Genomic DNA, 24118 nt, shown 5'->3' with positions numbered 1-24118 from the left:
TCAGGTTTAACCGCCCCCAGATTGCCTCAATAATTGGTAATTATTCAACCTGCAATTCCATCTAATTTCCTATTGTCACCTAAATTTTCCCGAAAATCACCAGCCCGAAAAATAATCGCCCAAATCCCAAAAAAACCAGCCACTCTCGCAACTCTCACAACTCCCCCAACTCTCACCACCAAAAATTTTTCTGAGGCGACTTGCTCTGCATCTACCCAAGATGACAGCAAATAAGGTAAAGTAAACGGCACAAGAGTCTAGAACTCTCCAACGACCGCAACTCGGCAAACCCGCCCCTGACCAGCAAAACTGGCCGGTACAGGCGGCATTAACCGCTAACCGTCAACCCCTAACAACCGAGAAAAATGCAAACCTACTACTACGTTTTAGCCAGCCAACGCTTTTTGCTAGAAGAAGAAGCCCTAGATGAAGTGTTTAAAGAAAGAACTCGCAACTACAACGAACAAGAAAAAGAAATAGACTTCTGGTTAGTCAAACAGCCAGCTTTCCTAGAAGCACCAACAATGGCAGAATTTAAAGCAAAATGCCCTCAGCCAGCCGCCGCTATTATTTCTACAGATCCTGTCTTCATCACCTGGTTGAAACTGCGATTAGAATATGTACTGACAGGTGAATTTCCAGCACCATCACCAACTATTCCAGATGCCCTTGCATCCCTACAGACAGCATGAATAAAATAGCCAAATATCAGACCCAACAACTAACAACAATTAGGGGTAAACTGTACAAATTTATTTTGTCTCTACCCCTATTTCCTGCTACTTCCATCGCCCTTTTGGTATTGACAATTTTATCGAATTCTGTTAAAGCTGAGTCGAGCTGTCAACCGCCCCAGTCCGATGAATATCTACTGTTAATTGTCACCCCAACACCCGAACAGCAAGAAAGAGCAAAACGCTCTTTCCCTGGAAATACTAACAACACAGTTTGTCAGTACATCAACGACACGGTGACGCGAGTTGGCGGCTTTCGCGACTCGCAAATCGCCAGCGATTGGGTTAAATACATCGAAGATGTTGTCGGATTGCAAGCTTACGTAGTACGATCGCCCGCAGCGGCACTACCCCAAAATTTGCCAGTCTACAGCCCTCAGCCAGCACCAGGTTCTGAACCAATCACCAATCCTTCAACCGGTAATCTTGCCTTCAATCCCCAACCCCTGGGCCCTGGTTATGCAGTGTTAGTAGATTACTTCAACCAACCGGAATTAGCCGCCCAAGTCAGGCAAGCATTCGGCACGCAAGTAGGCTTAGCTTCCTATGGCCAGCGTCCCTTTTTATTCGTCGCTTATACAACGGATCAAAACGCCGCTACTGATGCCGTAAAAGCATTGAGCGATCGAGGTTTTTGGCCGATGTTAGTAGACAGCCGCCGAGTTACCGTAATTTCTCCCGCTGTTCGCTGAAAGATAAAACTTGGCAATTCAAATTGCTTCTTGTCAAACAAAGTCCGCTTAAGGGAACTAATAACAATTATTGTTGTTGTTTCGATTCTAGCGGGCTGCTTCCTAGCTGACTTTCTGCCCGCTTTTTTGCTTCCATTGCCGCTCCGTAATCGGGTTTGTAGCGAATTGCTTTGTCATAGGAGGCGATCGCATCTTCGTATCTTTTTACCGCCACCAGTGCATTGCCGCGGCTGTACCAGGCTTCCGAGTAGTCAGGCTTGACATAGACAGCTTCATTGTAAGAGACTAGCGCATCTTCGTACCGCTGCAAATTGTACTGAGCATTGCCTCTATTGTACCACGCTTGATATTCTTTCGGGTTTAAATCTAAGGCTCTGCTGTAACACTCAATTGCTTGTTCGTACTTGCGTAATTCGTGGTATGACCAACCTAAATTATACCACGCTTGATAATAATCAGGTTTTAATTTAACAGCTTTTTCGTAAGCTTCTACCGCTTCTTCATGCCTCCGCATTTTCAGGAAAGCGATGCCTTTACTGTACCAGCCTTGATAAAACTTGGGCTGAAATCGCACGGCTTTTTCGTAGGCTTCAAAAGCTTCTTGGTTTTTGTTTAATTCTAGGAAGACATTGCCTAAATTGTACCAAGCTTCATAATTATCGAATTTGATTTCAACTGCTTTTTGATAGGATTCTACGGCTCGATCGTACTGTTTTAATTTTTGGTGAGCTTGTCCGCGATTGTACCAGGCACGGTACAAATTGGGCTGAAATTTTACGGCTTTTTCGTAGGAAGTGATGGCCTCTTCGTACCGCTGCGAATCTAAGAGAACATCGCCTCTGCCTTCCCACGCTGCAGCATAGTCGGGCTGGATTTTCAAAGCGTTATCAAAAGATGCGATCGCCTCTTGAGACTGTTGCAACTTATCCAAAGCATAACCGCGTCCCGTCCAAGCTTCCAAGTATTCCGGCTTTAATTCTATGGCTTTATCATAAGCTGACTGCGATTCTTGGTATTTTTTCAATTCGTACAAAGTTTTGGCTTTTTCCTGCCACACTTCCGCGTAGTCAGGCCTGAGATTTATTGCTCGCTCATAAGCGGCCAGAGCTTCTTCAAATCGGCTTAAATTGTAAAGAGTATTACCTCGGTTGTACAGGTCAGTTGCATTGGCCGCATTAAAAGTATTTACACCATAAATAGATGCTATAATACTGATGCCAATTAAACTGGCGATCGACAATATTTTTAAATACAGTTTTTTTCGGGATTTTACCGGCCCCTTCGCAGCAGCAACCGGAGGCAATACAGGAACTGTACCGCTGAAAGAATTTTTCAATTCTTTAATAGCTTGCAGCGTTTCGCTGGCACTAGAATAACGTTGCCTAAAATCGTACTTTACCATCTTATCTAAAATCTTCGCAAATTCAGGACTGACTGATGTTTTGTCCTGCCAAATAATTTCCTCTGTATCGGGGTTCCTTGGCATTTGGTGAGGATTTATGCCAGTGAGGAACTGAATTGCGATCGCACCGACGGCATAGATATCGCTGCTGAGTTTCGGGTTGCCGTGAGCTTGTTCGCTGGGCATATAACCGGGAGTACCGATGCTGACACTCAAGCTATTCTTGGGCTGAGGAGTGGTGATTTGAGTAGTAATTTCTTTGACGGCGCCGAAGTCAATTAAAACTAATTTTCCGTCTCTATCTCTGCGGAGGATATTGCGGGGATTGACATCGCGGTGAATCACATTTTGCTGCTGTACAAAATCTAAAATTTCGAGAAGTTCTTGCAATATACAAATGACGGCATCCTCCTGCATGACTCCCGCAGTTCCCGGAGAAGCTTGCGTAATTTCTTGACTTAAATCGTGGCCTTCTATAAATTCTTGAACAAGATAAAATTCTTGATTTTCTTCAAAGTAAGCAAAAAGTCGGGGAATGCGATCGTGATTTCCCAACTTGTACAAAACTTGTGCTTCGGTATCGAATAAACGTCTTGCTACCTTTAAAGTTTCGGGATCGGTTGCATGAGGTTTAAGCTGCTTGACGACGCAGAGGTGATTGCCTGGTAGCTGCTTATCTTCAGCTAAATAAGTTTGAGCAAATCCGCCGCCTCCCAAGTGACGGATAATACTGTAGCGATTGCCGAGTGTTATTCCAAGCATGAGATTTACCCAATATTCCTAGTCTTTTGGAGAATTAGCTTCCAACCAAGCTGTTAAATCTTCGGCATTAGAAAAATCTAACATGGCTTCTGCAAGATTCTCTAATTTGTCTATCGGCAATTGGCTAATGCGGCTTTCAATATCCGGGTTTATTTGACCTAAACGGCGACTCAGCAAACGCATAATTAACCCTACTTGTCCTTCTTGTCTGCCTTCTTGTCTGCCTTCTTGTCTGCCTTCTTGTCTGCCTTCTTCCCGACCTAAAGCCACTGAACCCTCTTGATCTTGAGCAAAAAACTCTTGCTGTTGTAATATGTTAAATTCCTCCTGTGTCAAACTAACTTGATTGGCAATTTCAAATGCTTTCTGAATTTCCGGGACTGTGACCATTGTTTGAGGGACTTCATCCAAAGTGCCAGTAGTTTTGATAAAGTAAATCCACTTGTCCGTAAGAGTTTCCAGTCGATCCAATTCTTTCTTAAATTTTGGCAACTCTACAAATACTAACTCAATGTCATTTTGTAGATAATCAGACAAGCGAGTTCTTTCTTTGAAGACAAAATGCGAAATCACATCTTGCTCGCCGCGAAACATTTCAAAATCAGTAATAGTCAAAGCAATCACAGGTCGCAATTGCTTGTAGAGTTCTCCCCTTGTTAATTGGAGTGCATAGGTTTTTGCTGCATTGTACAAAACTCGCTTGCCAAAGGCCTGTACCTTCAAAACTTGCATTTCAATAATCACAAATGTGCCGTCATTAAGTAGCGCTTTGACATCTAAGTAACTATTTTTAGCTCCGGCTACTTGAGGGCCAAGATAAGGATCGAGGATTTCTAAGCTTTTAATGATCGATTCTTCTTCATAGAGTATGGCATTTAAGAAACTAATCAAAATCTCTGTACTTTGGCTGGAGCCAAATATTTTTTTGAAGGCAAAATCCATTTTGGGATTGATAAATCTCATGTTATTTTTCTCCTTCGAGATTTGGACTTAACACGGCTGCAAACCTTACTGTGACAGTGTGTTTGCTATGTTTCTTGTTCCCTCCCCTTACTAAGGGGAGGGTTAGGGCGGGTGCTAGATTTTTGCTATTGAGATGCTCCCACTATAACTTAACTTCAAACGGCTTTCAAAATCTCGTCATCGACTGAAAAATCTATCTCAGCTTTGTCCCGCCCCGAAACTACATAATCATTCTGAAAAGAATCTTTTAAGCCAGAAACTAAATCAAATTCCGGCTGCCATTTAAGCTCGGTAACAGCTTTATTAACTGAAGCGAAAAAGTGCTGCAATCTCATCGGAAAAGCTTTCTTTTTGCCGAAGTCAAATTGTTTCGGATCGTAGTGTACAATCTTAATAGCATCAGGAGATTTGCCTGCCGCTTGAATGCAGGCGCGGGCTAAACCGTCAAAGGTGACAAATCGATCGCCCGAAACGTTGTAAATTTGCCCGATCGCCCTTTCGTTCCCCAAAACCGCCGCCATTGCTTTAGCCAAATCCTGACAGTGCCCTAACTGCGTGAAGTGCATTCCGTTACCGGGAATCGGAATCGGTCGATCGCGCACAATGCGATCGAAAAACCAAGCCTCCAAATCGTTATAATTTTGGGGGCCGTAAATGTAAGTCGGGCGAATCGAAGTCCAAGGCAAACCGGACTCGGCCAAGTAATTTTCGGTTTCGCATTTACCCAAATGCCGGCTTTTAGGATCAGTAGCGTCCCCTTCAATATGAGGCATTTGATCCGATTTCAAATAAACCCCCGCAGAGCTCATGTAAACAAAGTGCTGCACCCGCCCTTTAAATATTTCAGCTAAAGGCTTTGTATCGCTGAGTTCACGGCCGTTGTTGTCAAAAACCGCGTCAAACTCGACCGTCGATAACTTGTCGTGCAATTGTTCAACGTTTGTGCGATCGCCCTGAATCTGCTTCACGCCCGCAACCGGTACAGGCTTGTTGCCCCGGTTAAACAACACCACTTCATGCCCTTGTGCTGCTAAAATCTTAGTAAGATAAACCCCGATAAACCGAGTACCGCCCATCATTAAAATTCGCATTATTTTCGATGCTCCTTACAGTTAGTGTAAATATCTTACAATAAAGTTAGGCCCTAGGGCGTGTTTTCTATCCCCGGAGATCCCCCTAAATCCCCCTTAAAAAGGGTGACTTTGACACTGATTATTTCACCTTTTTAAGGGGGCTGGGATTTTGAATCTCATGAGAAATCACTCAGACTCGATAATTCATCCGTGTATCCGTGTCCTCATCCGTGTAGTGCTTTCCTTCTCCAATAATTTCAATTTGCCTAAAATAGCCCTATGCAAGTTCCCCGGCTGCATCCAGAAACAATCGAAGAAGTCAAACAAAGAGCCGACATAGTAGACGTTATTTCCGGTCGCGTCGTCTTGCGGAAACGCGGGAAAGAATTCGTAGGCTTGTGTCCCTTTCACGACGAAAAATCTCCCAGCTTTACTGTCAGTCCCGGCAAACAAATGTATTATTGTTTCGGCTGCGGTGCAGGCGGCAATGCTTTTAAGTTTCTCATGGAATTGGAGAAACGCCCTTTCAGCCAAGTAGTATTAGAATTAGCTAAAAATTATCAAGTCCCCGTCAAAACAGTTGAACCAGAACACCGACAAGAATTGCAGCGGCAAATTTCTCTGCGCGAACAACTCTATGAAATCTCAGCACTAACAGCCAACTTTTACGAACACGCTTTGCGACAAACTCAAGGAGAAGAACCCTTAGCATATCTCAAATCAGAGCGCCAGCTAAGCGAAGAAACTATCCAACAATTTCAATTAGGTTATGCACCCCAAGGTTGGGAAGCACTTTACAGTTATTTAGTAGAACAGAAAAATTATCCGGCGCAATTAGTAGAACAAGCGGGATTAATTGTACCCCGAAAAAATGGCGGCAGCGGTTATTACGATCGCTTCCGCAATCGCATTATGATTCCCATTCGCGACACCCAAGGCAGAGTCATCGGTTTCGGCGGCAGAGCTCTCGGCGACGAACAGCCGAAATACCTCAATTCTCCCGAAACAGAACTCTTCGATAAAGGCAAAACTTTATTCGCCTTAGATACGGCGAAAACAGCCATTAGCAAAGCCGATCGCGCAGTGGTTGTAGAGGGGTACTTTGATGCGATCGCACTTCAGGCCGCCGGCATCTCCAACGCCGTCGCTTCCCTCGGCACAGCCTTAAGTTTAAACCAAGTACGGCAGTTATTGCGCTACACAGACTCCAAACAAATTATCCTCAACTTTGACGCCGACAAAGCAGGAACTCAAGCAGCAGAACGCGCGATTGGAGAAATAGAAAAACTCGCTTATCAAGGAGAAGTGCAACTGCGGGTACTCAACATTCCCGACGGCAAAGATGCCGACGAATACCTCAAAACATACTCCCCAGAACAATATCGAGAATTGCTCGAAAATGCTCCGTTGTGGCTCGACTGGCAACTGCAACAAATGCTCGTCAATCAAGATTTGAAGCAAGCCGATACTTCCCAGCAAATTACAAAAAAAATAATTACTTTATTAACTAATATCACTGACGACAATCAGCTAGCACATTACCTGCAAAAGTGCGCCGAAATTCTCAGCAAAGGAGATTTTAGACTCACCAAAATGATTGCTGAAAACTTGCTAAACCAAGTAGTCAGCGATTGGGCAAAGCGGCAGAGTCAAGACGAATCATTGACAATGCCCCTGTTAATTAGAAACAAGCTGAAGCCGAACAAACAATATAAAAAGCAGCGTGCAAGCGGCGAAAACAAAAACTCAAAATCAAGCTTATCTGCCGTAGCCCGCAGTCTTTTAGAAGAAGCAGAAGCGCAATTATTGCAGATTTATTTGCACTGTCCCGAATACCGCCAAGATGTCAGAGAGGCAATAGAAGCTAGAGACGTGCAGTTTAGCCTTTCTCACCACAGATTTTTGTGGCACCAGATTGTGAATGCAGAAATATTGCACAAAATGTCTTTACAAGTAGCGCCTTCAGAGTTAATATTGAAATTGCAAGATAGCTTCATTGAATATCCGAATCAACTCAATCAAATCTCGCATTTATTTCACTTAAATGAGTTCTCAGAAAGAAATGTTTATCGCGCACCTCTAGTAATTAGATCAGCCCTCGCCTGTATCGAGCAAATTATCAGCATGAAGCGCCGCCGAATTGCACTCAATATGTGGGAAAAAGCCAAGGCCGCTAGCAGTGGCGAAGAGGCTATAGAATATCACCAACTATTCTGTGCCGAACAAGAATGGCTTAAGGAATTAGAGCGGCTGCGTCAAGTTAATTTTTACGATTTAACATCCGTACCTTGGAGTGGGAATTTCTAGGAGTTAAAGACTTTAGTCCTTGTTAAGCTGTCGCGCATTTAAATTGTATATTCAGGGCGGGCGGGACGCCCACCCCACAACACTTTGATTTTTTTTGACATACAATTTAAATGCCGCCACAGCTTATGAACCAAAATCAGGTACGAACGAAACAGCCAGAAGATGGAAATGGAAGCAAACTTAGATGGGATATACGATCGCCATTAGCATTGTTGTTGTTCGAGGATGACGAGTAGTTAGATCCTTGGGAGTCTGGTTTGGTGGTTGTCCAGGTTTAGTTTGCTACTCCGGCGAAATGGAAAGCTTCAACAAAGCTTACTTTGGAGAAGTTTCCCGTTCAAAGTTTTCGGACCTTAGTGACTAATTTATCGACGATGCTAAAAATCGAGTGCAGCCTAAACTAGCGGGTGTTTCAGTTAGTTTCGACCTGACGATGCCAACTCCTTTACAGCAGAAAGCCTTCGATTTGCTGGCGGTTCCGCTGACATTCTAGTCATGTATCCGGCGGGGGCTAAAGCCCGATCGCCTTACTGACGGGGGCAATACTAGGAACTTTAAGAGTACGCGGGGGAAGTTCCGTTTCAGGTGCCGTTACCTTGAGGTAATCGGCGATAAACTCACCATACTTTTTCCTGATTTCGTCAGGGAGAAATTTATATCCAAGGAGCTTGGATCGACATTCGGTGGAGCCACAACAACATTTGGGAATGTCAATGAAACTGTACTCTGTTGAAGAGTAATCCCAGGTAATCTCGCTTCCAGAAGGAATATCAACCAATGCCACGAAATCGTAGGCTCCGAATTGATTATTCCGAACCCCTGTGTTTGCGCTACAAGAATGATTGATCACTGATCCCGGTTCATCTGATTCTATATGCAGGTCAAAGTCCATCTGAAAGGTGTGAGTAGTTCTTTCGGGCAAGATATCGACTCGGCGTCCAACCACCACAGTCTCACCTTTACAGAAGTCTCGGCTGGCAAAAACGCCTCTACCTTTCTCTGTTTGCTGGATGAAAATATCGAAACCCATTTTCCTCACTCTTAATACCAATTACAAATCTAATTCTACTTCCACGAGGTTACTCGGAAGCGACGCTGGAGGGTTAATGGGCTCAGTATCCGAATCTGGCAGCGCTGCAACAATCGACTCGTTAACCTGTATTTCGCCATTCTGCTCAGTGCCCTGAGATTTGCTTTCACCAAAAACCATTGCCACCACTACAAGAGCTGCGCCAATCAGACCGCGTACTCCCAGTTTCTCTCCCAGTAGTAGAAACGAGAAAATCGCTGCGGAAATCGGCTCGAAAGTATACATGAGCGCCGTGTCCTCAGCCTTAACCCATCGTTGAGCTAATACTTGAAGCACAATCGTAGCAGCAGTATCAAATAAGCCAATATATAAAAGAATACCAAGATTCGCGCCAATTGCCTCCTGTTGTGCAAGCAGATCGGGAGCGGCCCAAATTAAAGAAAATATTGTTATCACCCAAAGCTGGATCGCAGCGAGTGGCAAAATGGGGTGGCGCAACGTGGTGGACTCAAGCTTAAGAATGTAGATCGAGTAGAGAAAAGCCATGCCCAACATCAACAGATCGCCGAGCACTAGCTGTTCACTCTCCCAACACATCACTCCAATGCCAAAGATGGCAAGTCCTGCGGCGAGGAAAGTTTTTAGGAACACCTGCCTACCTAGCAGTTGCCCTAGCAGAGGAACTAGGATGACGTTGAAACTGGCAATGAATGCAGCACGATCGGCAGAAGTCGTCTCAAGGGCAAGGGTTTGGAGGACTGATGCAGGAAACAGTATGAGTGATAAGAAGACTCCATCCCGTAGCAGGGAAAAATTCAGGAAGCGCAAATAGGGGGTAAACGGCAACGCTGCTATTACGTAGCGGGTTGCAAATATTGCAGAAGGAGAAAGACTGCTGAGAGCTCCCTTGATAACCGGATAGCTTGTACCCCAGATTAGGGTGACAAGGAGCAACACTGCTATACCCCAAGCATGGAGAGTGTTTGGCGATCTTTGAGAACCACTATTTAATTCTGTAGTCATTGAGTAGCCTAATTCATTAGCAATGGAACTAAATTCCGTTAGTTAACCGTCAAGAGGTTGACTAAAGTAATAAAATTCAATATTTTAAACTCGAATGCAGCCTAAACTAGCGGGTGTTGCAGTTAGTTTCGACCTGACGCCGACTCGTTTACAGCAGAAAATCTTCGATTTGCTGGGGGTTCCGCTGATATTGCAGTCATGTATCGGGCCGTGGCTCAATCCCGATCGCCCTACTGCCAGAGAGTTTACATGGAACTTACCCCGCACGCGGGGTAAGTTTTGTTTAATTAGCCTTTTAATAATCGCAAAAAAGAGTTTCGCGAGTATCTCTACCCGTCACGGGATTAGTACCTTTTGCCACTTTACAAAGTTTTTCTATCATATCGTCTCGCAGAAGTGTCTCTGTAAAATCAGCACCGTCAATAATAGCTCCTTCCAGCCTGGTATTGTAAGCGAAAGCACCCTCAAGGATAGCATTAGTTAAATTTGCTTTCATCATGCGAGCTAAATCTAAAGTAGCACCCGTGAAATTAGCGCCTTCAAAATTTGCCTCTTCCATATTGGCCGCAAAAAAGCTGACACCCCGCAAATCTGCCTTAGTAAAATTGCTGTTGCGAAGATTAGCTTTATTAAAACTGTCGTCAGTCAGAACTTGTCCACTAAAATCAGCGCCGACTAGGATTTCTTTGTCGTGATCCAAAGCCAAAGCAGGTGCGGGATTAATGCCGATCGCCCCAGCGGCAATTACTGCTAAAATAACAAAACTCAGCAAGAAAGTATAAATATGTTGGCGAATTCGAGAAATCATCATACAAGTTCAAGCTAATGGGCAGTCGTGACAGTTCAGAATTGGATTCTACCAGAAAGAGCGTCAAGCGTAGCTATCCCGTAGGGAATCGCCCGTTAGCCACCGCTGACTCCAATTGCCCCCAATCCCCAAACTCTAGGGATATCGGCACATTGGGAGAAAACTTAGTCGCCGAGTGGTTGCAGCAGCAAGGTTGGGAAATCCTGCACCGGCAGTGGCACTGTCGCTGGGGAGAGATTGACATCATCGCACTCGGAAGAGATGAAGAAAGCGCAAAAAACCAAGTTCTTCCCAATCACCACTCCCCAACATTAGCATTTGTAGAGGTAAAAACTCGCCGCCGGGGAAATTGGGATGCGGGTGGAATGCTAGCTGTTAGCACAACAAAACAAGCCAAGCTGTGGCAGACAGCCGAAATATTTTTAAGCACTCACCCAGATTTAGCAAATAATTCTTGTCGCTTTGATGTCGCCTTAGTCAGGTGCGAACCTTCACAACAAAACACTAAGCGAATATTACCACCATTAACTGCAGCGAACTCTCAATCCGCCGTTGCAGGAAACTACCGACTCACCCTGCAAGAATACATTCGCTCGGCTTTTAGCATTTAAAAGTATATAATTAAAATTTAGAGGGTAAAATCTCAAAGCAAGGCCACTAGGTAATTTTTAATTGTTAACTAATTGTTAACTTGCCTAGGCTGTCGCGCATTTCTCTCTTGAGCTTTAACGGAGCTGAAAAAAGCGTTAAATCTTCTCCCGCTTCCCCCTTCTCTCCCTCTCCTGTTCTGTCATATAGCGATTCTCAAGCGTTGTGAGGTATGGGGGCTTTGTCCTATGCCCTATGCCCTATGCCCTATGCCCTATGCCCTATGCCCTATGCCCTATGCCCTATGCCCTATGCCCGCCAGAGCACCTCATGTTACTGAGAAAGGCTATAAGAGTTAATTTATATGCGTAGCAATCTAGGCGAGAGTTTCCGGGCAATATCCCAGACCCTTGACAAACTGCTGGCGAAAGGCTTCAATTTCCTTACGATCAGGGCTGCCGTGACAAACCACGGCCACCTGGTAGCGGCGCATCACGCTCAGTGGGGACTGTCCGGTTTCCAAACTCCAAAGCGCCATTTGCAAGCGAATTTCAGGATCGTAAGGAATCCCGAGTTCGTTCATAAAAGCCCGAAAATCCCCGTGCATTTCGGGAGTTAAGTATTGGCTCATTTTCACCTTTACCACCCAGCCGTCAATTTGGTGAATAACAGTGATAAATTGCAAGGGAAGATGATGAGCCGTGCGTAGGTAATCCACGACTCTCAGAGTAAGGCTAGTATTGGCGATGTAGTAGAGGTATTCCATAACGATCCTTATGAGCCTTATGAGCAAAGCTGATGCTATACCTCTATCGTCGCGGACTCTACCCGCCACCACAAGGGGAAAAGCACCCGACTTTGAATGGGGGTTTTTACCCAATTTGTTACCCAGTTGACAGATCGATCGCACAGGAATTCACCCGATGACAGAGATGGACTGGTCTTTGGACGGCTACGACTACGAACTTCCGCCCTCGCGCATTGCCCAAAATCCCGTAGTGCCGAGGGACAGTTCTCGCTTGCTGGCTGTAGATTCTCCCAGCAGCCACCAACACCGGATTTTTAGGGATTTACCCGATTTGCTGCAACCGGGCGACTTGCTGGTACTGAACAACACCCGCGTGCTGCCAGCGAGGCTCTACGGGCACAAACCCAACGGCCCGGCTGTGGAGATATTGTTGATGGAAGAACGGCAGCACAACTGTTGGCTGGCTTTGGTTAAACCGGGGAAACGCTTAAAGTTGGGTTCAAAAATTGAGTTTGATCCCATCGCCCCTGCCTGTGAGGACTCGACCACAACTCCTTGCTGTTGCCTTCCCGATGCCACGATGCCCCCCCATCGTCGTCGATTGACTGCAACAGTTATAGAGAGGGACGACGCAACAGGGGGACGGCTGTTGGAGTTTGACATCTCCACAGATGAGAATCTGGTGAAGTTTTTGGACGAATACGGCCACGTACCCCTGCCGCCCTACATCGAAAATTCCCAAGCTTCAGCCGAACAGTACCAAACTGTTTATGCCGATCGGCTTGGGGCGGTGGCTGCCCCCACAGCAGGCCTGCACTTCACCGAAGAATTGTTCAGCCGCTTGGAACAGCGGGGAATCGAAAAAACTTTTGTCACCTTACACGTCGGAGTAGGGACGTTTCGCCCGGTGGAGGTGACAGACGTGACGGCTCACAAAATGCACGGCGAATGGGTGGAAGTACCCGCCGCCACCGTCGAGAAAATCCGGGAAACTCAAGCCAGAGGCGGGCGGATCATTGCGGTGGGTACCACAGCAGTGCGAGCTTTAGAGGGAGCCGCCGCCGCGAGTGGCGATTTTTCCTTGCAACCTTTTTGCGGCGCGACTAATTTGTTTATCTACCCTGGTTACAAGTGGCGGGTTGTAGAGGGGATGATTACCAATTTTCACTTGCCCCGCTCTACTTTGATGATGATGGTAAGTGCCATGATAGGAAGGCCTCGGCTGTTGGATTTGTACCGACAAGCGATCGAGCATCAGTACCGCTTTTATTCCTTTGGCGATGCCATGCTGATTTTACCAAAAGCAAAAAAGGATTGATCGATCGGGCATCGGGTTCGCCCTATGCCCGGTATGCCGTTTCTATTCTTCCTCCTCTTCTTCATTGCCGGGATACACGAAGCTGTTGGAACGCCCAGTCAGAACAGATTTGCCCAGAGACAGAGCTTTCTGAGCTGCCACTACAGCTTTGCGCTTCCATGTGGCCTTACGCATATTCTTCTTGGATTTGGAGGTTTTCTTCTTAGGGACTGCCATGACGCTAAATACTTTCTGCTTATATAGACAAACAAACATTCTAGCCGATTTTGTCGGCAATGCTTACTCGAAAAACGGCAACAAATGCTGGGCCAGCCATATCAAGTAGTAGGGTGCGTCAGCCATTAGCTTATGGAAAAATAGACAAAATCCCCTAGGTAACGCACCCGCAGCAGCTAAAGTTCGTGAAAGTGGTAGATCACGACGCCAGTGACGGCATCGTTCTCGATACTCACATAACCCGTTTTGAGCAGTGCCGTGAAAGCCTCTTCCACTTCGGCAAAAGTAGCGCCGGTTGCCATCACCCCTTGGGTGACAGATAATCTTCCGTTCTTGGTATAAGCTGCCTTCAGGAGTTTAACCCCTAACTGGTCTGGAGTTGGCTTGGGGTATGTCGCGGCGATCGCCCCGCTGACTGGATATAGCGGTATACCTTCGCGAGATACGCCGAGTTTGCCCCTGAGACTGGCATTGTGTTCGTCCACCATGTTCGGCAGCAACAGCAAATCAAACAATTGCCCAAACCCAAACAAACCAAAGGTAAACAGCCACAGCAAACCCGTACCAATCTTGCCGTTGTAGAGGCGGTGGAGTCCGAATGGGCCGAAAAAACAAGCTGCCCATAAAAGGTAACTAACACCTAAATTGCTCATTTTCTGACCGTCCTGCCTGATTATTCTAAGAATTGGAGTCCCTCTATACATTTTGTACTTTCTATCTCGTGTTTAAACAGCTTGACACCAGCAGATATTTGTGTATTGTCCGAAGTTATTGGTTATTTACTACCAATTCCCCAATTCCCCATGCCCCATGCCCATGCCCCATGCCCCATGCCCCATGCCCCATGCCCCATGCCCCATGCCCCAGGCCCCATGCCCCAGGCCCCATGCCCCATGCCCCATGCCCATGCCCAGTGAGTAATTTTGCGTAGCAATTCTTAACGCCAGCAACATATTTGCGCGGGCGAGAGCTTGGTAAACTGGAGGGCGTGGAAATTACAGCAGCTTAGACCTGGATTCCACACGGAGCGCCAAACCAAGCGCGCCGCCAGCGCTGGCCGGACATACACGAGCGCGATCGCCCGCAGTACCCGACAATGGAAACAAGCGAGTAGTTATAAGCAGAAATCCAATAAAAATATGGTAGATTCCCTCAAAAAACCCACTTTTGAAGAACTGCGGCCGGGAGTGAAAGCCCCAGCCAAAGAAACTATTCTCACGCCGAGATTTTACACAACCGACTTTGACGAGATGGCCAAAATGGACATCTCGGTAAATGAAGCCGAACTAGAAGCAATTATCCAAGAGTTCCGCGTTGACTACAACAAAAACCACTTCGTGCGGGATGAGGAGTTCGCTCAATCTTGGGATCACATTGACGGCGAAAAACGCCAGTTGTTCATTGAGTTTCTAGAACGTTCATGCACCGCTGAGTTTTCTGGGTTCTTGCTTTACAAAGAATTGGGACGCAGGCTCAAAGACAAAAATCCAGTGCTCGCCGAGGGTTTCAACCTGATGTCGCGGGACGAAGCGCGGCACGCCGGATTCCTCAACAAAGCGCTGTCCGACTTTAATTTGTCCCTGGATTTGGGTTTCTTGACAAAGAGCCGCAGTTACACATTCTTTAAGCCGAAGTTTATTTTCTACGCGACTTACTTGTCGGAAAAAATCGGTTATTGGCGCTACATCACGATTTATCAGCACTTAAAAGCCCATCCTGAAGACCAGATTTATCCGATTTTCCGATTCTTTGAAAATTGGTGCCAGGATGAAAACCGCCACGGAGATTTCTTCGATGCGGTGATGAGAGCTCAGCCTCAGATGTTGAATGATTGGCGCGCTAAGCTTTGGTGCCGTTTCTTCTTGCTGTCAGTGTTCGCGACAATGTATCTCAATGATATCCAGCGCGCCGGTTTTTATCGATCGCTCGGACTCGATGCTCGCGAATACGACATCGAAGTGATTAAAAAGACCAACGAAACAGCAGGCCGCGTATTCCCTGTCATGCTGGACGTGAACAATCCAGAATTTTATGAACGCCTGGATGTTTGCCTCAAGAACAATCAGAAATTGACAGCAATTGTTGCTTCTAATACTCCGAAATTCTTGCAGTTTTTCCAAAAATTGCCTTTGTATCTGTCGAACGGCTGGCAATTAGTGAAGCTGTACTTCATGAAAACAATTGAATCACCTTCAGTACAGGGCGCTGTGCGTTAAGTTTTGATTTTTCATCCTCTGTGACGGCGGTTCTGCAGCAAGCAGAACCGCTTTTTTTTGGTATGATGTTAGATTAGTTTTCAGGGGCGGCGTGCGATCGGGTTTCAAATTAAATTAAGGAACTTTATGCAGGAGTTAATTGTGAGATGAGGAATGAGTGATATGAGTTCGGGAAGACGCAACTCTTTTGCAGACTACAAAGCAGATGGACACAACTGGATCACCTTGACTGCCGGAGAATACTATCCCGATATATTGCAGGAGGCTTGCCAACTTTACGAACCTGTTCTAGTAATGTTTGGGCAATTACTCAGGACTTCTGAATCATCAGTGCGTCTATTTATACAGATTTCAGAGGTTCCCAGCACATGGATGCGAGTTCAACTTTTTAGGGTGTTTCGCAAGTATGTCAGCCCTGAGCTTCCCGTGGAAATGCTCAGAAGGAAAAAAAAGGCAACGGAAATTTGCAATCAGTTCGGAGCACGTTTTAGGTCTGTTCAAGAAGTTCAAGCTGCTTATATGACTCGTCCAATTCCCGATGAGGCAATGTCGGCTCTATTGTGGGAATACAAAAGTCGCGGAAAAAAGGGATACGACTTAACTGAAAGATTTTTCTCCTTATTCCGCTTACACTTTCCCTACTTGGCAATCAGAGGGCCAGAGCGAGCTGGAAAAGATATCCTGATGGGAAATGTCTTCGCCCACTATCCCAACCCGAAACGTCCTGTTGATTTTGTGATTTACGATATTAATGAAAATGACTTGCTAGCAATAGGATTGGCAAGATATGATTCAGATAGAGGCGGTGCCCAAGAAGACGACCGAACAGGTGGTTATCGTAGCTGCGCTGATGAAATCCTCAGTTATACACAAAATCATAACTTAAGAACTAAAGTAATTTTCCTGAATGATGGGCCTGGTCTCTTACTCGGGTCGATGTGGGAGGACTACGCAAATATTGAAAATAGCTGGCAAGATAAGATTATGGTATTGACACTGCGTATGGTTCCAGATCGGATTACAGTGGAATGGCTGCGTTCTTGAAAATAGGAGTGACAATGGCTACGGGTATTTCAAAAAAACAATCGCAGGGTGAAGCTGCATCTAATTTTAGTGAAAGCTCATTAAACAATAGCTTGGATGCGTGCTTTTCATATCCAGGAAAAGTGCCTGCAAGTGAAGTTTTAGACACTCATCAAGCTGAATGTGTAAAACTGTGGTCTAGCAATGAACAGCTATGTCTGGCAAATGAGAACCGTCTTTACTATGGAGATAATTTACCAATTTTAGCATCTTTACTTAAAGATAGTTCAGTAAAAGGTAAAGTAAGATTAATTTATATAGATCCGCCTTTTGCAACTAAAAGTGTGTTTCAATCACGTTCTCAGACTGAGGCTTATTCTGACTTATTAGGAGGGAACAGCTATATTGAATTTATTCGTCAGAGGTTGATACTCTTGCGAGAGTTATTAGCTGATGACGGCTCAATATATGTCCATCTTGATGATAAAATGGCTTTTTATATCAAGGTGATTATGGATGAAATTTTTGGTCAACGCAATTTTAGAAATTGGATTACTCGCAAAAAATGTAATCCAAAGAACTACACAAAAAAGACTTACGGCAATGTTTCAGATTTTATCCTGTTTTATAGTAAATCAGATACTTATGTCTGGAATCGTCCTGTTGAAGAATGGACAGATAAGCGCGCCAACAAAGAATATGAATACATTGAAAAGGAAACTGGACGGCGATATAAAAAGGTTCCGATTCATGCGCCTGGAGTGCGAAATGGCGAAACTGGAAAGTCTTGGCGAGGGATGAATCCGCCACCGGGAAAGCATTGGCAATTTCCACCTCAAACACTAGATGAAATGGATGCTAGAGGGGAAATATATTGGTCTGCAACAGGAAATCCCCGTCGCAAGATATATTTGGATAGCAGTAGCGGGATTCCCGTACAAGATATTTGGCTAGAGTTTCGCGATGCTCACAATCAGAATATTAAAATTACAGGTTATCCAACTGAGAAAAACCGTGATCTAGTTAGTAGAATTATTCGAGCTTCATCAAATCCTGATGATTTAGTGCTCGATTGCTTTGCCGGTTCGGGTACGACTTTGAGTGTTGCTTCGGAGTTTGGGAGGAGATGGATAGGAATTGATAATAGTTCTGAGGCGATCGCAACTACTTTGCGCCGTTTTGCTAAGGGTTGCGAACGGATGGGCGATTTTGTCAGCCAGCAAACATCCGTACACCAGAATCCATCGGATGACGAGTCTCGCCAATTATCGCTTTTTAACTTAGATGAATCTATATTTCAAGCTGAGTCTCCCTTAGAAAAAAGCGAGATGATTAATAACTTTGATCTTTATGCAACTGATTCGTTTGCTGGGGAACTAGAAAATATTGTGAGGCAATGGATAGAATGGCAGTAGCAGCGTACAAAAAAAATCACAAAAAGCCTTCTGCCACATCGCAAAAATTTGCTCGACTATTACCATATAAGATTTATCAGCAATTAATCAAACTTGATATCCTAACTGTTTTTCCTAAAATTTATCGCCATTCCCCCTGAAGGTTAAAAGCTGCCCAATAATAAGGAGAACGCCACTCTTCCTGCTTCAACATTTCCAGTTGCGCCGCCCTCAATGCTGCCGCTGGCGTTAACCCTTTTTGCAGCATTCCCTGATAGAAACTCGACATTAACGTAGCCGTTCCTTCATCGTCCACATTCCACAAGCTCACCACCACTCGCTGAGCCCCTGCATACATAAATCCCCGTGTTAATCCTACCATGCCCTCGCCTTGGATGTTCTGCCCCATTCCGGTTTGACAGGCACTTAACACTACTAAATCTGCTGCTAATTTGAGATTGAAAATATCAGTAAGTCGCAGGAATCCGTTTAATGGATTGCCCTTTTCATCTACCAGTGACAAGATGATTCCCGATAGTTCCGGGTTAGTGCTATTCGCTAAACCGTGAGTGGCAAAATGAATGATTTTATATTGGCTTAAGTTCTGACTGGTTGCTGCGGCGCGGCTGGCTGCAAAATCCAAAGATGCGGTGCGAGAATTAGCTGGTACTAACGCTTCAATAATTTGAGCTTCTTGGCGTGTAAATTTTAAACGGCTCAACTGTATGTTATTGGCGCGGCTAGACCGGCTTAAACCGAGGTTGACTGATTCTATTGCTTGGGGATTGGCGCTATTAGACTGGGTTCTGACTCGTTCATCGTCACCGCTAAAAACTGGATCGGCGAGCATTGCTAAAGTCCGAGTTGGAGGTTGTCTGTCATTGTAGTTTTGTCTTAATATTCCCAAGGTGGAAGCTGAAGGCAGAAGCACAATTTCATGGTCTACTATTAAAGGCGGATTGCCATTTTCACCGGGTGTTTCGGGGAGCGAGAGGGCGGCAAAGGGGAGGTAATTGAGAATGCCATCGCCAACAATCAGCAGGCGCTTTTGAGCGAGTTGTGCTGCTACGGGCTGTAAAATAATTTGACTAAGCGTGTTGTTAGCTTCAGCAACTCGATCGGGAATGTTTCGGTAGCGCGGGTTAGTCACAGCATTGCGGAAATTGCGGGCGGCTTTTTCGATGTCAACCTGTTTGGGCAATTCATAACTGGTGATACTGGTTTTAGTCACAGCCCAGAGATAGCTACGATGTTTCCCTAAAGAATACTGGAGTAAAATGGTATTGTCATCGAGGATTTGTTGTTGAATCTGTGCCAGCGTTAGAGGTTGCGGTTGGGTGAGGGTGGCGTACCGGGGACTGGTGGAGCGGATTTGGGCTTGAATGTCCTGATATTGTCCTAGTAAAGTTTGCCGTTTTTGGTCTAATTCTACTTTTTCTGCGGGGGTATGATTGGGGCGGCTTAGAGTTTCGATTCGGCGTGTTTCTAAGGCCTCGAGTTGCTGTTGTAAATTGCGTTCTTGCTGCAATAATTCCGGGGCGACACCTTGGCGAATATCGGCGTTTGCTTCTTGAAGAAGTTCGAGGAGGCTGCGGGCGCGGGAACTTTCGCTGGCTTCTAAGGCTTTGCGATCGTAACCAGAGTTGGGATTGGTTTTGTGCAGTTCCATTAACAGGTCAATGTATAACTGGTAATAGTGTTGTACCGTGGCAAAGTATGAGATGCGGAGTTCGTGGTTGGTAATTTTGGTGCGGAGGTTTTCGATGATTTTGATGGAGGTTTCAATGTCAGTGAGGGCTGCGATTAAATTGCCTCGATCGCCTTTGAGAATAGCCCTATTGTAGAGGGTGAGGGCTTCCCCAGGACGATCGCCCACAGTGCGAAACAGCGGCAGGGCTTGGTTGAAATATTCTTCTGCTTTCTCCAGTTTTCCCAATTCTGAGTAAGTATTACCTACATTGTTGAGGCTGTTGGCTTCTCCACGCCTATCGCCCGCTTTTTGTCTCAAATCGAGGGCTTGTTTGTAGTAGTCGAGGGCTGTTTGTTTTTCTCCCAAATCATAGTAGACTATGCCAATATTGTTGAGGATAGTGGCTTCCTTAGTCCGATCGCCCATAGCCCGGAATAAGGGAAGGGCTTGGTTAAGATACTCTTTTGCTTTCTGTTTTTCTCCCAAATCGTTGTAGGCTAAGCCGATGTTGTTGAGTGTGGTGGCTTCCGCAGTGCGATTGACCAAAGATCTATCGCTGTTTGCGGGTAGGTTCGAGATGTTGCTGAGGTTGATACTTGCTTCAGGGCGATCGCCCATTTCCCGAATTAAGGAAAGGACTTGGTTATAGTAGTCGATGGCTTGCTGTTTCTCTCCCAAAGCATAGTAGACGGCCCCAATGTTGTTGAGGATGAGGGCTTGCACAGGGCGATCGCGTATAGTCTGATGCCAAGAAAGAGCTTGCTTGTAGTAGTTCAGGGCTTGCTGTCTGTCTCCTAATCTATTAATAATGAAGCCGATTTGATTCAGCGTGTAAGCTTCGTCCTCCCAATTTCTAAGCATTCGATAAAGCGAACGCGCTGCATCAAACTTTTGCAAGGCATCCTGGTAAGATGCTGCTGTTTCCTGAGCCAATAGTCGCTTAGCTTCCTGAAGCAATCGCTCGGCTTCATCTGTTTTTTGATTTAATAGTTGTTGGTTTTTCTGAATTAATCGATCGGCTTCTCCATCCGGGATTTGATTTCTACTGACATCGAGGGTGGTCAGATATACCAATCCCGCTAAAGGTTTGATATCTGCGATTTGATTTCTACTGAGGTCTAGGTTAGTTAGATTTGTCAATCCCGCTAAAGGTGTGGCATCTGCGATTTGATTTCTACTGAGGTCTAGGGTGGGCAGATTTGTCAATCCCGCTAAAGGTTTGACATCTGCGATTTGATTTGATGCTAGGAAAAGCACTATCAGATTTGTCAATCCCGATAATGGTTTCACATCTGCAATTTTATTGCCACTCAAATAAAGAAAATTCAACTCCGTCATTGTCGATAAAGGTGTCACATCTACAATTTGATTAGATGCGAGGGACAGCCCTGTTAGATTAGTCAATCCCGCTAAAGGTTTTACATCTACGATTTGATTAGCTTCGAGGAAAAGCTCTGTCAGATTAGTCAGTCCCGATAATGGTTTCACGTCTGAGATTTGATTGAAATTGAGGACGAGGGATCTCAGATTTGTCAGTCCCGATAAGGGTTGCACATCTGTTATTTGATTTCTACTGAGGTTGAGCTTTCTCAGATTGGTGAATTTTGATAATGGTTTGATATCGACTATTTGATTGTCAGCTAGGTAAAGTAGTGTGAGATTAGTCAGTCCAGATAATGGTTTCACGTCAGAGATTTGATTGGAAGTGAGGGTGAGATATCTCAGATTAGTCAGTCCCGATAAGGGTTGCACATCTGTTATTTGATTTCTACTGAGGTTGAGCTCTCTCAGATTGGTGAATTTTGATAATGGTTTGATATCGACTATTTGATTGCGAATTAGGGAAAGTTCTGTGAGATTAGTCAGTGCTGTTTGAGCGCGATCGCACTCTTGTGTTTTTGCTTTTGATAGCAACACCTCCACCGTATGTCTGGCTTCAGGGGTCAAATTCTCTTTGTTGGTACAGAAATCAGCAAAACTTTCAAATGTCTGGGGATTTGGCGCGGCGGCAGAGCCCATCAGGATAGTCGCACCTACAGCTAACCCCCAACGCCCCCCAATCGAAAGTATGGGATTCATAAGCACTCGCTCAAAAAAGACATGATTAGCTGCTATCATAATCTATCGCACCTTGTGATGCCCGCTTTTCCTTCCGGCTTGCTAATTAGATGGGGAGCAGTTGGTGAAACAATAGTGGCTACTGCTTCTCGCTGCACTCTCCAAGCATTATTAGAAACCGGGTTTAAGAAACTGGGTTTTTCCAAAAAACCCGGTTCCTCATGAAAAATTCGGTTTCTGCACAAGTCCTATTTTACGTTACTCTCAACTCAGAAATTTAAAATTAGCGATCGCCCTCAAATTTAGTATCTATTATTTGCTGCTGTTTTATGAAAATCAAGAAGAAACAATTTAACCAATCGAATGTTATTTTCTCCCTAGCAATGCTCGGTGTCTTCCTCTTTTCCTTAAGTCTACGCTTTTGGGAACTAGAGCGATTTAACACTTTAGTATTTGACGAGGTTTATTACGCTAAATTTGCCAACGATTATCTCACCAAAACTCCGTTTTTCAACGCTCACCCGCCTCTGAGCCAGTACATAATTGCGATCGGCATTTGGATCGGCACTCACCTTCCCTTCGGAAAAACAGCCGTCAACAGTATGGCTGGCTCCCTGCTTTCTCCTTGGGATTACCGCTGGCTGAATGCTCTCACAGGTTCCTTTATTCCCCTAGTTGTGGGAGCCCTAGCTTATCAGCTAGTTAGGCGCCGCACCTTTGCTTTTCTTGCTGCTTTATTGATTGCCTGCGACGGTTTGTTTTTAGTTGAGTCTCGCTACGCGCTGAACAACATTTATCTGGTTTTATTTGGGATTTTAGGTCAGTTATTTATTTTAAAATCCGTAGAAGCAGAAGGCAAAAAGCGCTGGCTTTGGCTGGTACTAGCCGGGATAGGCTTCGGCGCATCTGCGGCTATCAAATGGAACGGATTGTGGTTTCTTTTCGGTACTTATCTAATTTTAATCTGTGCTTGGGCAGTTCGTTTCATCCAGGGTAACAGAGGAAATGAAGAACAAAGCCGCGAGGGAGATTCACCTCTAATTCCTGCCGAAAGTCCAGTACAAAAACTGACTCAACTCAATTTTATAGAACTCGGCTTGAGTCTAGCTATTATTCCTATTCTAGTTTACAGCATCTCTTGGATTCCTCACCTGCACTTTAATCCAACTCCCAATTTCTGGCAGATGCAAACGGAAATTTTGACTTATCACCAGCGGATTAAAAGTGGCCCAGATGTACATCCTTACTGTTCCACGTGGTACAGTTGGCCTTTGATGCTACGCCCCATAGTTTACTTCTACAAAACTGCTAGCAGCAATGCCCAACCAGATCCGGTTTTGCCGCCTTTACCTGAAGGTGCAAATCAGGCAATTTTTGACGTTCACGCGATGGGAAATCCCTTCCTTTGGTGGCTATCAACCTTAGCTTTACTGCTAGTAATAGGAGTTTTAGTTCACCGGATTTTGGTGTGGCTGCAAACGCGCAGCGAGGCTTCTGTTGACACGATAGAACAGCAGTGGCCGATTTTGTTTCCGCCGACTGCTGAAATGTGGCTGGCGTTATATTTAATAGTTAATTGGGCTGCTAATTTGCTGCCTTGGGTGAAGGTGACTCGCTGCATATTTTTGTACCATTATATGGGCTGTTCTGTGTTTTCAGGCTTAGCACTTGCTTGGTGGGTTGACAGGTGGCTGCACAGCCCTCAAACTCGACTCCGAGGGATGGGGGTAACAATTATTTTTCTGGTTTTGGGTGCTTTTATTTTCTGGATGCCTATCTATTTGGGACTGCCTTTGTCGCAAATGGAATGGAAAATTCGGATGTGGCTGCCGTCTTGGGTTTAAGTTAAAAATAATTCCTTTATGAACGGGCTCTCCGGCCCGTTCCACAAGAAAATTAAGTTTTGTGGAACAGGCCGGAAAGCCGTTTCACAAGAAAATTAAGTTTTGTGGAACAGGCCGAAAAGCCTGTTCCTAACGGGCTCTCCGGCCCGTTCCACAAGAAAATTAAGTTTTGTGGAACAGGCCGAAAAGCCTGTTCCTAACGGGCTCTCCGGCCCGTTCCACAAGAAAA

21 protein-coding genes are annotated in these 24118 nt (G+C 45.3%); 9 read left to right on the top strand and 12 right to left on the bottom strand.

All coding sequences use genetic code 11. The features are described 5' to 3' along the window. Nucleotides 1–44 precede the first annotated feature (44 nt). Nucleotides 45–251 (bottom strand): hypothetical protein, encoded by a 207-nt coding sequence (locus tag QUA00_RS09370; protein ID WP_333409440.1) that lies wholly within the window; start codon nucleotides 249–251, stop codon nucleotides 45–47. A gap of 114 nt (nucleotides 252–365) precedes the next feature. Between QUA00_RS09370 and QUA00_RS09365 the strand changes: the two genes are divergently transcribed. Continuing rightward, complete coding sequence (locus tag QUA00_RS09365; RefSeq protein WP_333409439.1) at nucleotides 366–692, top strand: MgPME-cyclase complex family protein; 327 nt, start codon at nucleotides 366–368, stop codon at nucleotides 690–692. After that, on the top strand, nucleotides 689–1426 hold the full coding sequence (locus tag QUA00_RS09360) for a hypothetical protein (RefSeq protein WP_333409438.1): 738 nt from the start codon (nucleotides 689–691) through the stop codon (nucleotides 1424–1426). Before QUA00_RS09365 ends, QUA00_RS09360 begins: the two co-directional genes overlap by 4 nt. Before the next feature lie 67 nt (nucleotides 1427–1493). Here the strand turns inward: QUA00_RS09360 and QUA00_RS09355 are convergent, their stop codons facing one another. The 3 genes from QUA00_RS09355 to QUA00_RS09345 form a co-directional block, all read right to left on the bottom strand. Continuing rightward, nucleotides 1494–3590 (bottom strand): tetratricopeptide repeat protein, encoded by a 2097-nt coding sequence (locus QUA00_RS09355; RefSeq protein WP_333409437.1) that lies wholly within the window; start codon nucleotides 3588–3590, stop codon nucleotides 1494–1496. Nucleotides 3591–3608: 18 nt separating this feature from the next. Further along, a complete protein-coding gene (locus tag QUA00_RS09350; RefSeq protein WP_333409436.1) occupies nucleotides 3609–4553 on the bottom strand; it encodes an Rpn family recombination-promoting nuclease/putative transposase in 945 nt (314 codons plus the stop codon). Nucleotides 4554–4708: 155 nt separating this feature from the next. Further along, entirely contained in the window at nucleotides 4709–5644 is a 936-nt protein-coding gene (locus tag QUA00_RS09345; RefSeq protein ID WP_333409435.1) for an NAD-dependent epimerase/dehydratase family protein, read from the bottom strand. Between the two features lie 261 nt (nucleotides 5645–5905). Here QUA00_RS09345 and dnaG point away from each other — a divergent pair, with 261 nt between their 5' ends. Continuing rightward, nucleotides 5906–7933: a DNA primase gene (dnaG, locus tag QUA00_RS09340; RefSeq protein WP_333409434.1), complete on the top strand. Its 2028-nt coding sequence runs from the start codon at nucleotides 5906–5908 to the stop codon at nucleotides 7931–7933. Between the two features lie 511 nt (nucleotides 7934–8444). On the opposite strand, the gene QUA00_RS09335 is transcribed toward dnaG, so the two are convergent. The 3 genes from QUA00_RS09335 to QUA00_RS09325 form a co-directional block, all read right to left on the bottom strand. Next, nucleotides 8445–8963: an SET domain-containing protein-lysine N-methyltransferase gene (locus tag QUA00_RS09335; protein WP_333141347.1), complete on the bottom strand. Its 519-nt coding sequence runs from the start codon at nucleotides 8961–8963 to the stop codon at nucleotides 8445–8447. A gap of 21 nt (nucleotides 8964–8984) precedes the next feature. Then, on the bottom strand, nucleotides 8985–9986 hold the full coding sequence (locus tag QUA00_RS09330; RefSeq protein WP_333409433.1) for a DMT family transporter: 1002 nt from the start codon (nucleotides 9984–9986) through the stop codon (nucleotides 8985–8987). A 295-nt stretch (nucleotides 9987–10281) separates the two neighbouring features. Next, nucleotides 10282–10797: a pentapeptide repeat-containing protein gene (locus QUA00_RS09325; RefSeq protein WP_333141352.1), complete on the bottom strand. Its 516-nt coding sequence runs from the start codon at nucleotides 10795–10797 to the stop codon at nucleotides 10282–10284. Nucleotides 10798–10811: 14 nt separating this feature from the next. Here QUA00_RS09325 and QUA00_RS09320 point away from each other — a divergent pair, with 14 nt between their 5' ends. Continuing rightward, the gene (locus tag QUA00_RS09320; protein WP_333409432.1) at nucleotides 10812–11405 is read left to right on the top strand and encodes a YraN family protein; all 594 of its coding nucleotides are present in this window, start codon (nucleotides 10812–10814) and stop codon (nucleotides 11403–11405) included. Nucleotides 11406–11758: 353 nt separating this feature from the next. Here QUA00_RS09320 and QUA00_RS09315 read toward each other — a convergent pair whose 3' ends face one another. Then, complete coding sequence (locus QUA00_RS09315) at nucleotides 11759–12148, bottom strand: hypothetical protein (protein WP_006632408.1); 390 nt, start codon at nucleotides 12146–12148, stop codon at nucleotides 11759–11761. A 157-nt stretch (nucleotides 12149–12305) separates the two neighbouring features. Between QUA00_RS09315 and queA the strand changes: the two genes are divergently transcribed. Next, nucleotides 12306–13448, top strand: coding sequence for a tRNA preQ1(34) S-adenosylmethionine ribosyltransferase-isomerase QueA (queA, locus tag QUA00_RS09310; RefSeq protein WP_333409431.1), 1143 nt, complete (start codon nucleotides 12306–12308; stop codon nucleotides 13446–13448). A gap of 42 nt (nucleotides 13449–13490) precedes the next feature. On the opposite strand, the gene rpmF is transcribed toward queA, so the two are convergent. After that, nucleotides 13491–13664, bottom strand: a complete 174-nt coding sequence (gene rpmF / locus QUA00_RS09305; protein ID WP_006632406.1) for a 50S ribosomal protein L32 — start codon at nucleotides 13662–13664, stop codon at nucleotides 13491–13493. Between the two features lie 176 nt (nucleotides 13665–13840). Continuing rightward, on the bottom strand, nucleotides 13841–14317 hold the full coding sequence (locus QUA00_RS09300; protein WP_333409430.1) for a TM2 domain-containing protein: 477 nt from the start codon (nucleotides 14315–14317) through the stop codon (nucleotides 13841–13843). A 486-nt stretch (nucleotides 14318–14803) separates the two neighbouring features. On the opposite strand from QUA00_RS09300, the gene acsF reads away from it, so the two are divergent. The 3 genes from acsF to QUA00_RS09285 all read left to right on the top strand — a co-directional run bounded on the left by acsF (nucleotide 14804) and on the right by QUA00_RS09285 (nucleotide 18318). Then, nucleotides 14804–15880, top strand: a complete 1077-nt coding sequence (acsF, locus tag QUA00_RS09295; RefSeq protein WP_333209316.1) for a magnesium-protoporphyrin IX monomethyl ester (oxidative) cyclase — start codon at nucleotides 14804–14806, stop codon at nucleotides 15878–15880. A gap of 162 nt (nucleotides 15881–16042) precedes the next feature. After that, complete coding sequence (locus QUA00_RS09290; RefSeq protein WP_333409429.1) at nucleotides 16043–16924, top strand: hypothetical protein; 882 nt, start codon at nucleotides 16043–16045, stop codon at nucleotides 16922–16924. Then, nucleotides 16921–18318, top strand: a complete 1398-nt coding sequence (locus QUA00_RS09285; RefSeq protein WP_333409428.1) for a site-specific DNA-methyltransferase — start codon at nucleotides 16921–16923, stop codon at nucleotides 18316–18318. Before QUA00_RS09290 ends, QUA00_RS09285 begins: the two co-directional genes overlap by 4 nt. A 121-nt stretch (nucleotides 18319–18439) precedes the next feature. Here the strand turns inward: QUA00_RS09285 and QUA00_RS09280 are convergent, their stop codons facing one another. Then, nucleotides 18440–22105 (bottom strand): CHAT domain-containing protein, encoded by a 3666-nt coding sequence (locus QUA00_RS09280; RefSeq protein ID WP_333409427.1) that lies wholly within the window; start codon nucleotides 22103–22105, stop codon nucleotides 18440–18442. Further along, nucleotides 22102–22251 (bottom strand): hypothetical protein, encoded by a 150-nt coding sequence (locus QUA00_RS09275; protein WP_333409426.1) that lies wholly within the window; start codon nucleotides 22249–22251, stop codon nucleotides 22102–22104. The genes QUA00_RS09280 and QUA00_RS09275 overlap by 4 nt, the downstream gene beginning before the upstream one ends. A gap of 123 nt (nucleotides 22252–22374) precedes the next feature. On the opposite strand from QUA00_RS09275, the gene QUA00_RS09270 reads away from it, so the two are divergent. Beyond that, on the top strand, nucleotides 22375–23889 hold the full coding sequence (locus tag QUA00_RS09270; RefSeq protein ID WP_333409425.1) for a phospholipid carrier-dependent glycosyltransferase: 1515 nt from the start codon (nucleotides 22375–22377) through the stop codon (nucleotides 23887–23889). Nucleotides 23890–24118 lie beyond the last annotated feature (229 nt).

This window comes from Microcoleus sp. T2B6, assembly GCF_036700475.1.
Classification (GTDB): domain Bacteria; phylum Cyanobacteriota; class Cyanobacteriia; order Cyanobacteriales; family Microcoleaceae; genus Microcoleus.
The sequence above is the reverse complement of the archived record's forward strand: the minus strand, read 5'-3'. Positions and strand labels throughout refer to the sequence as shown.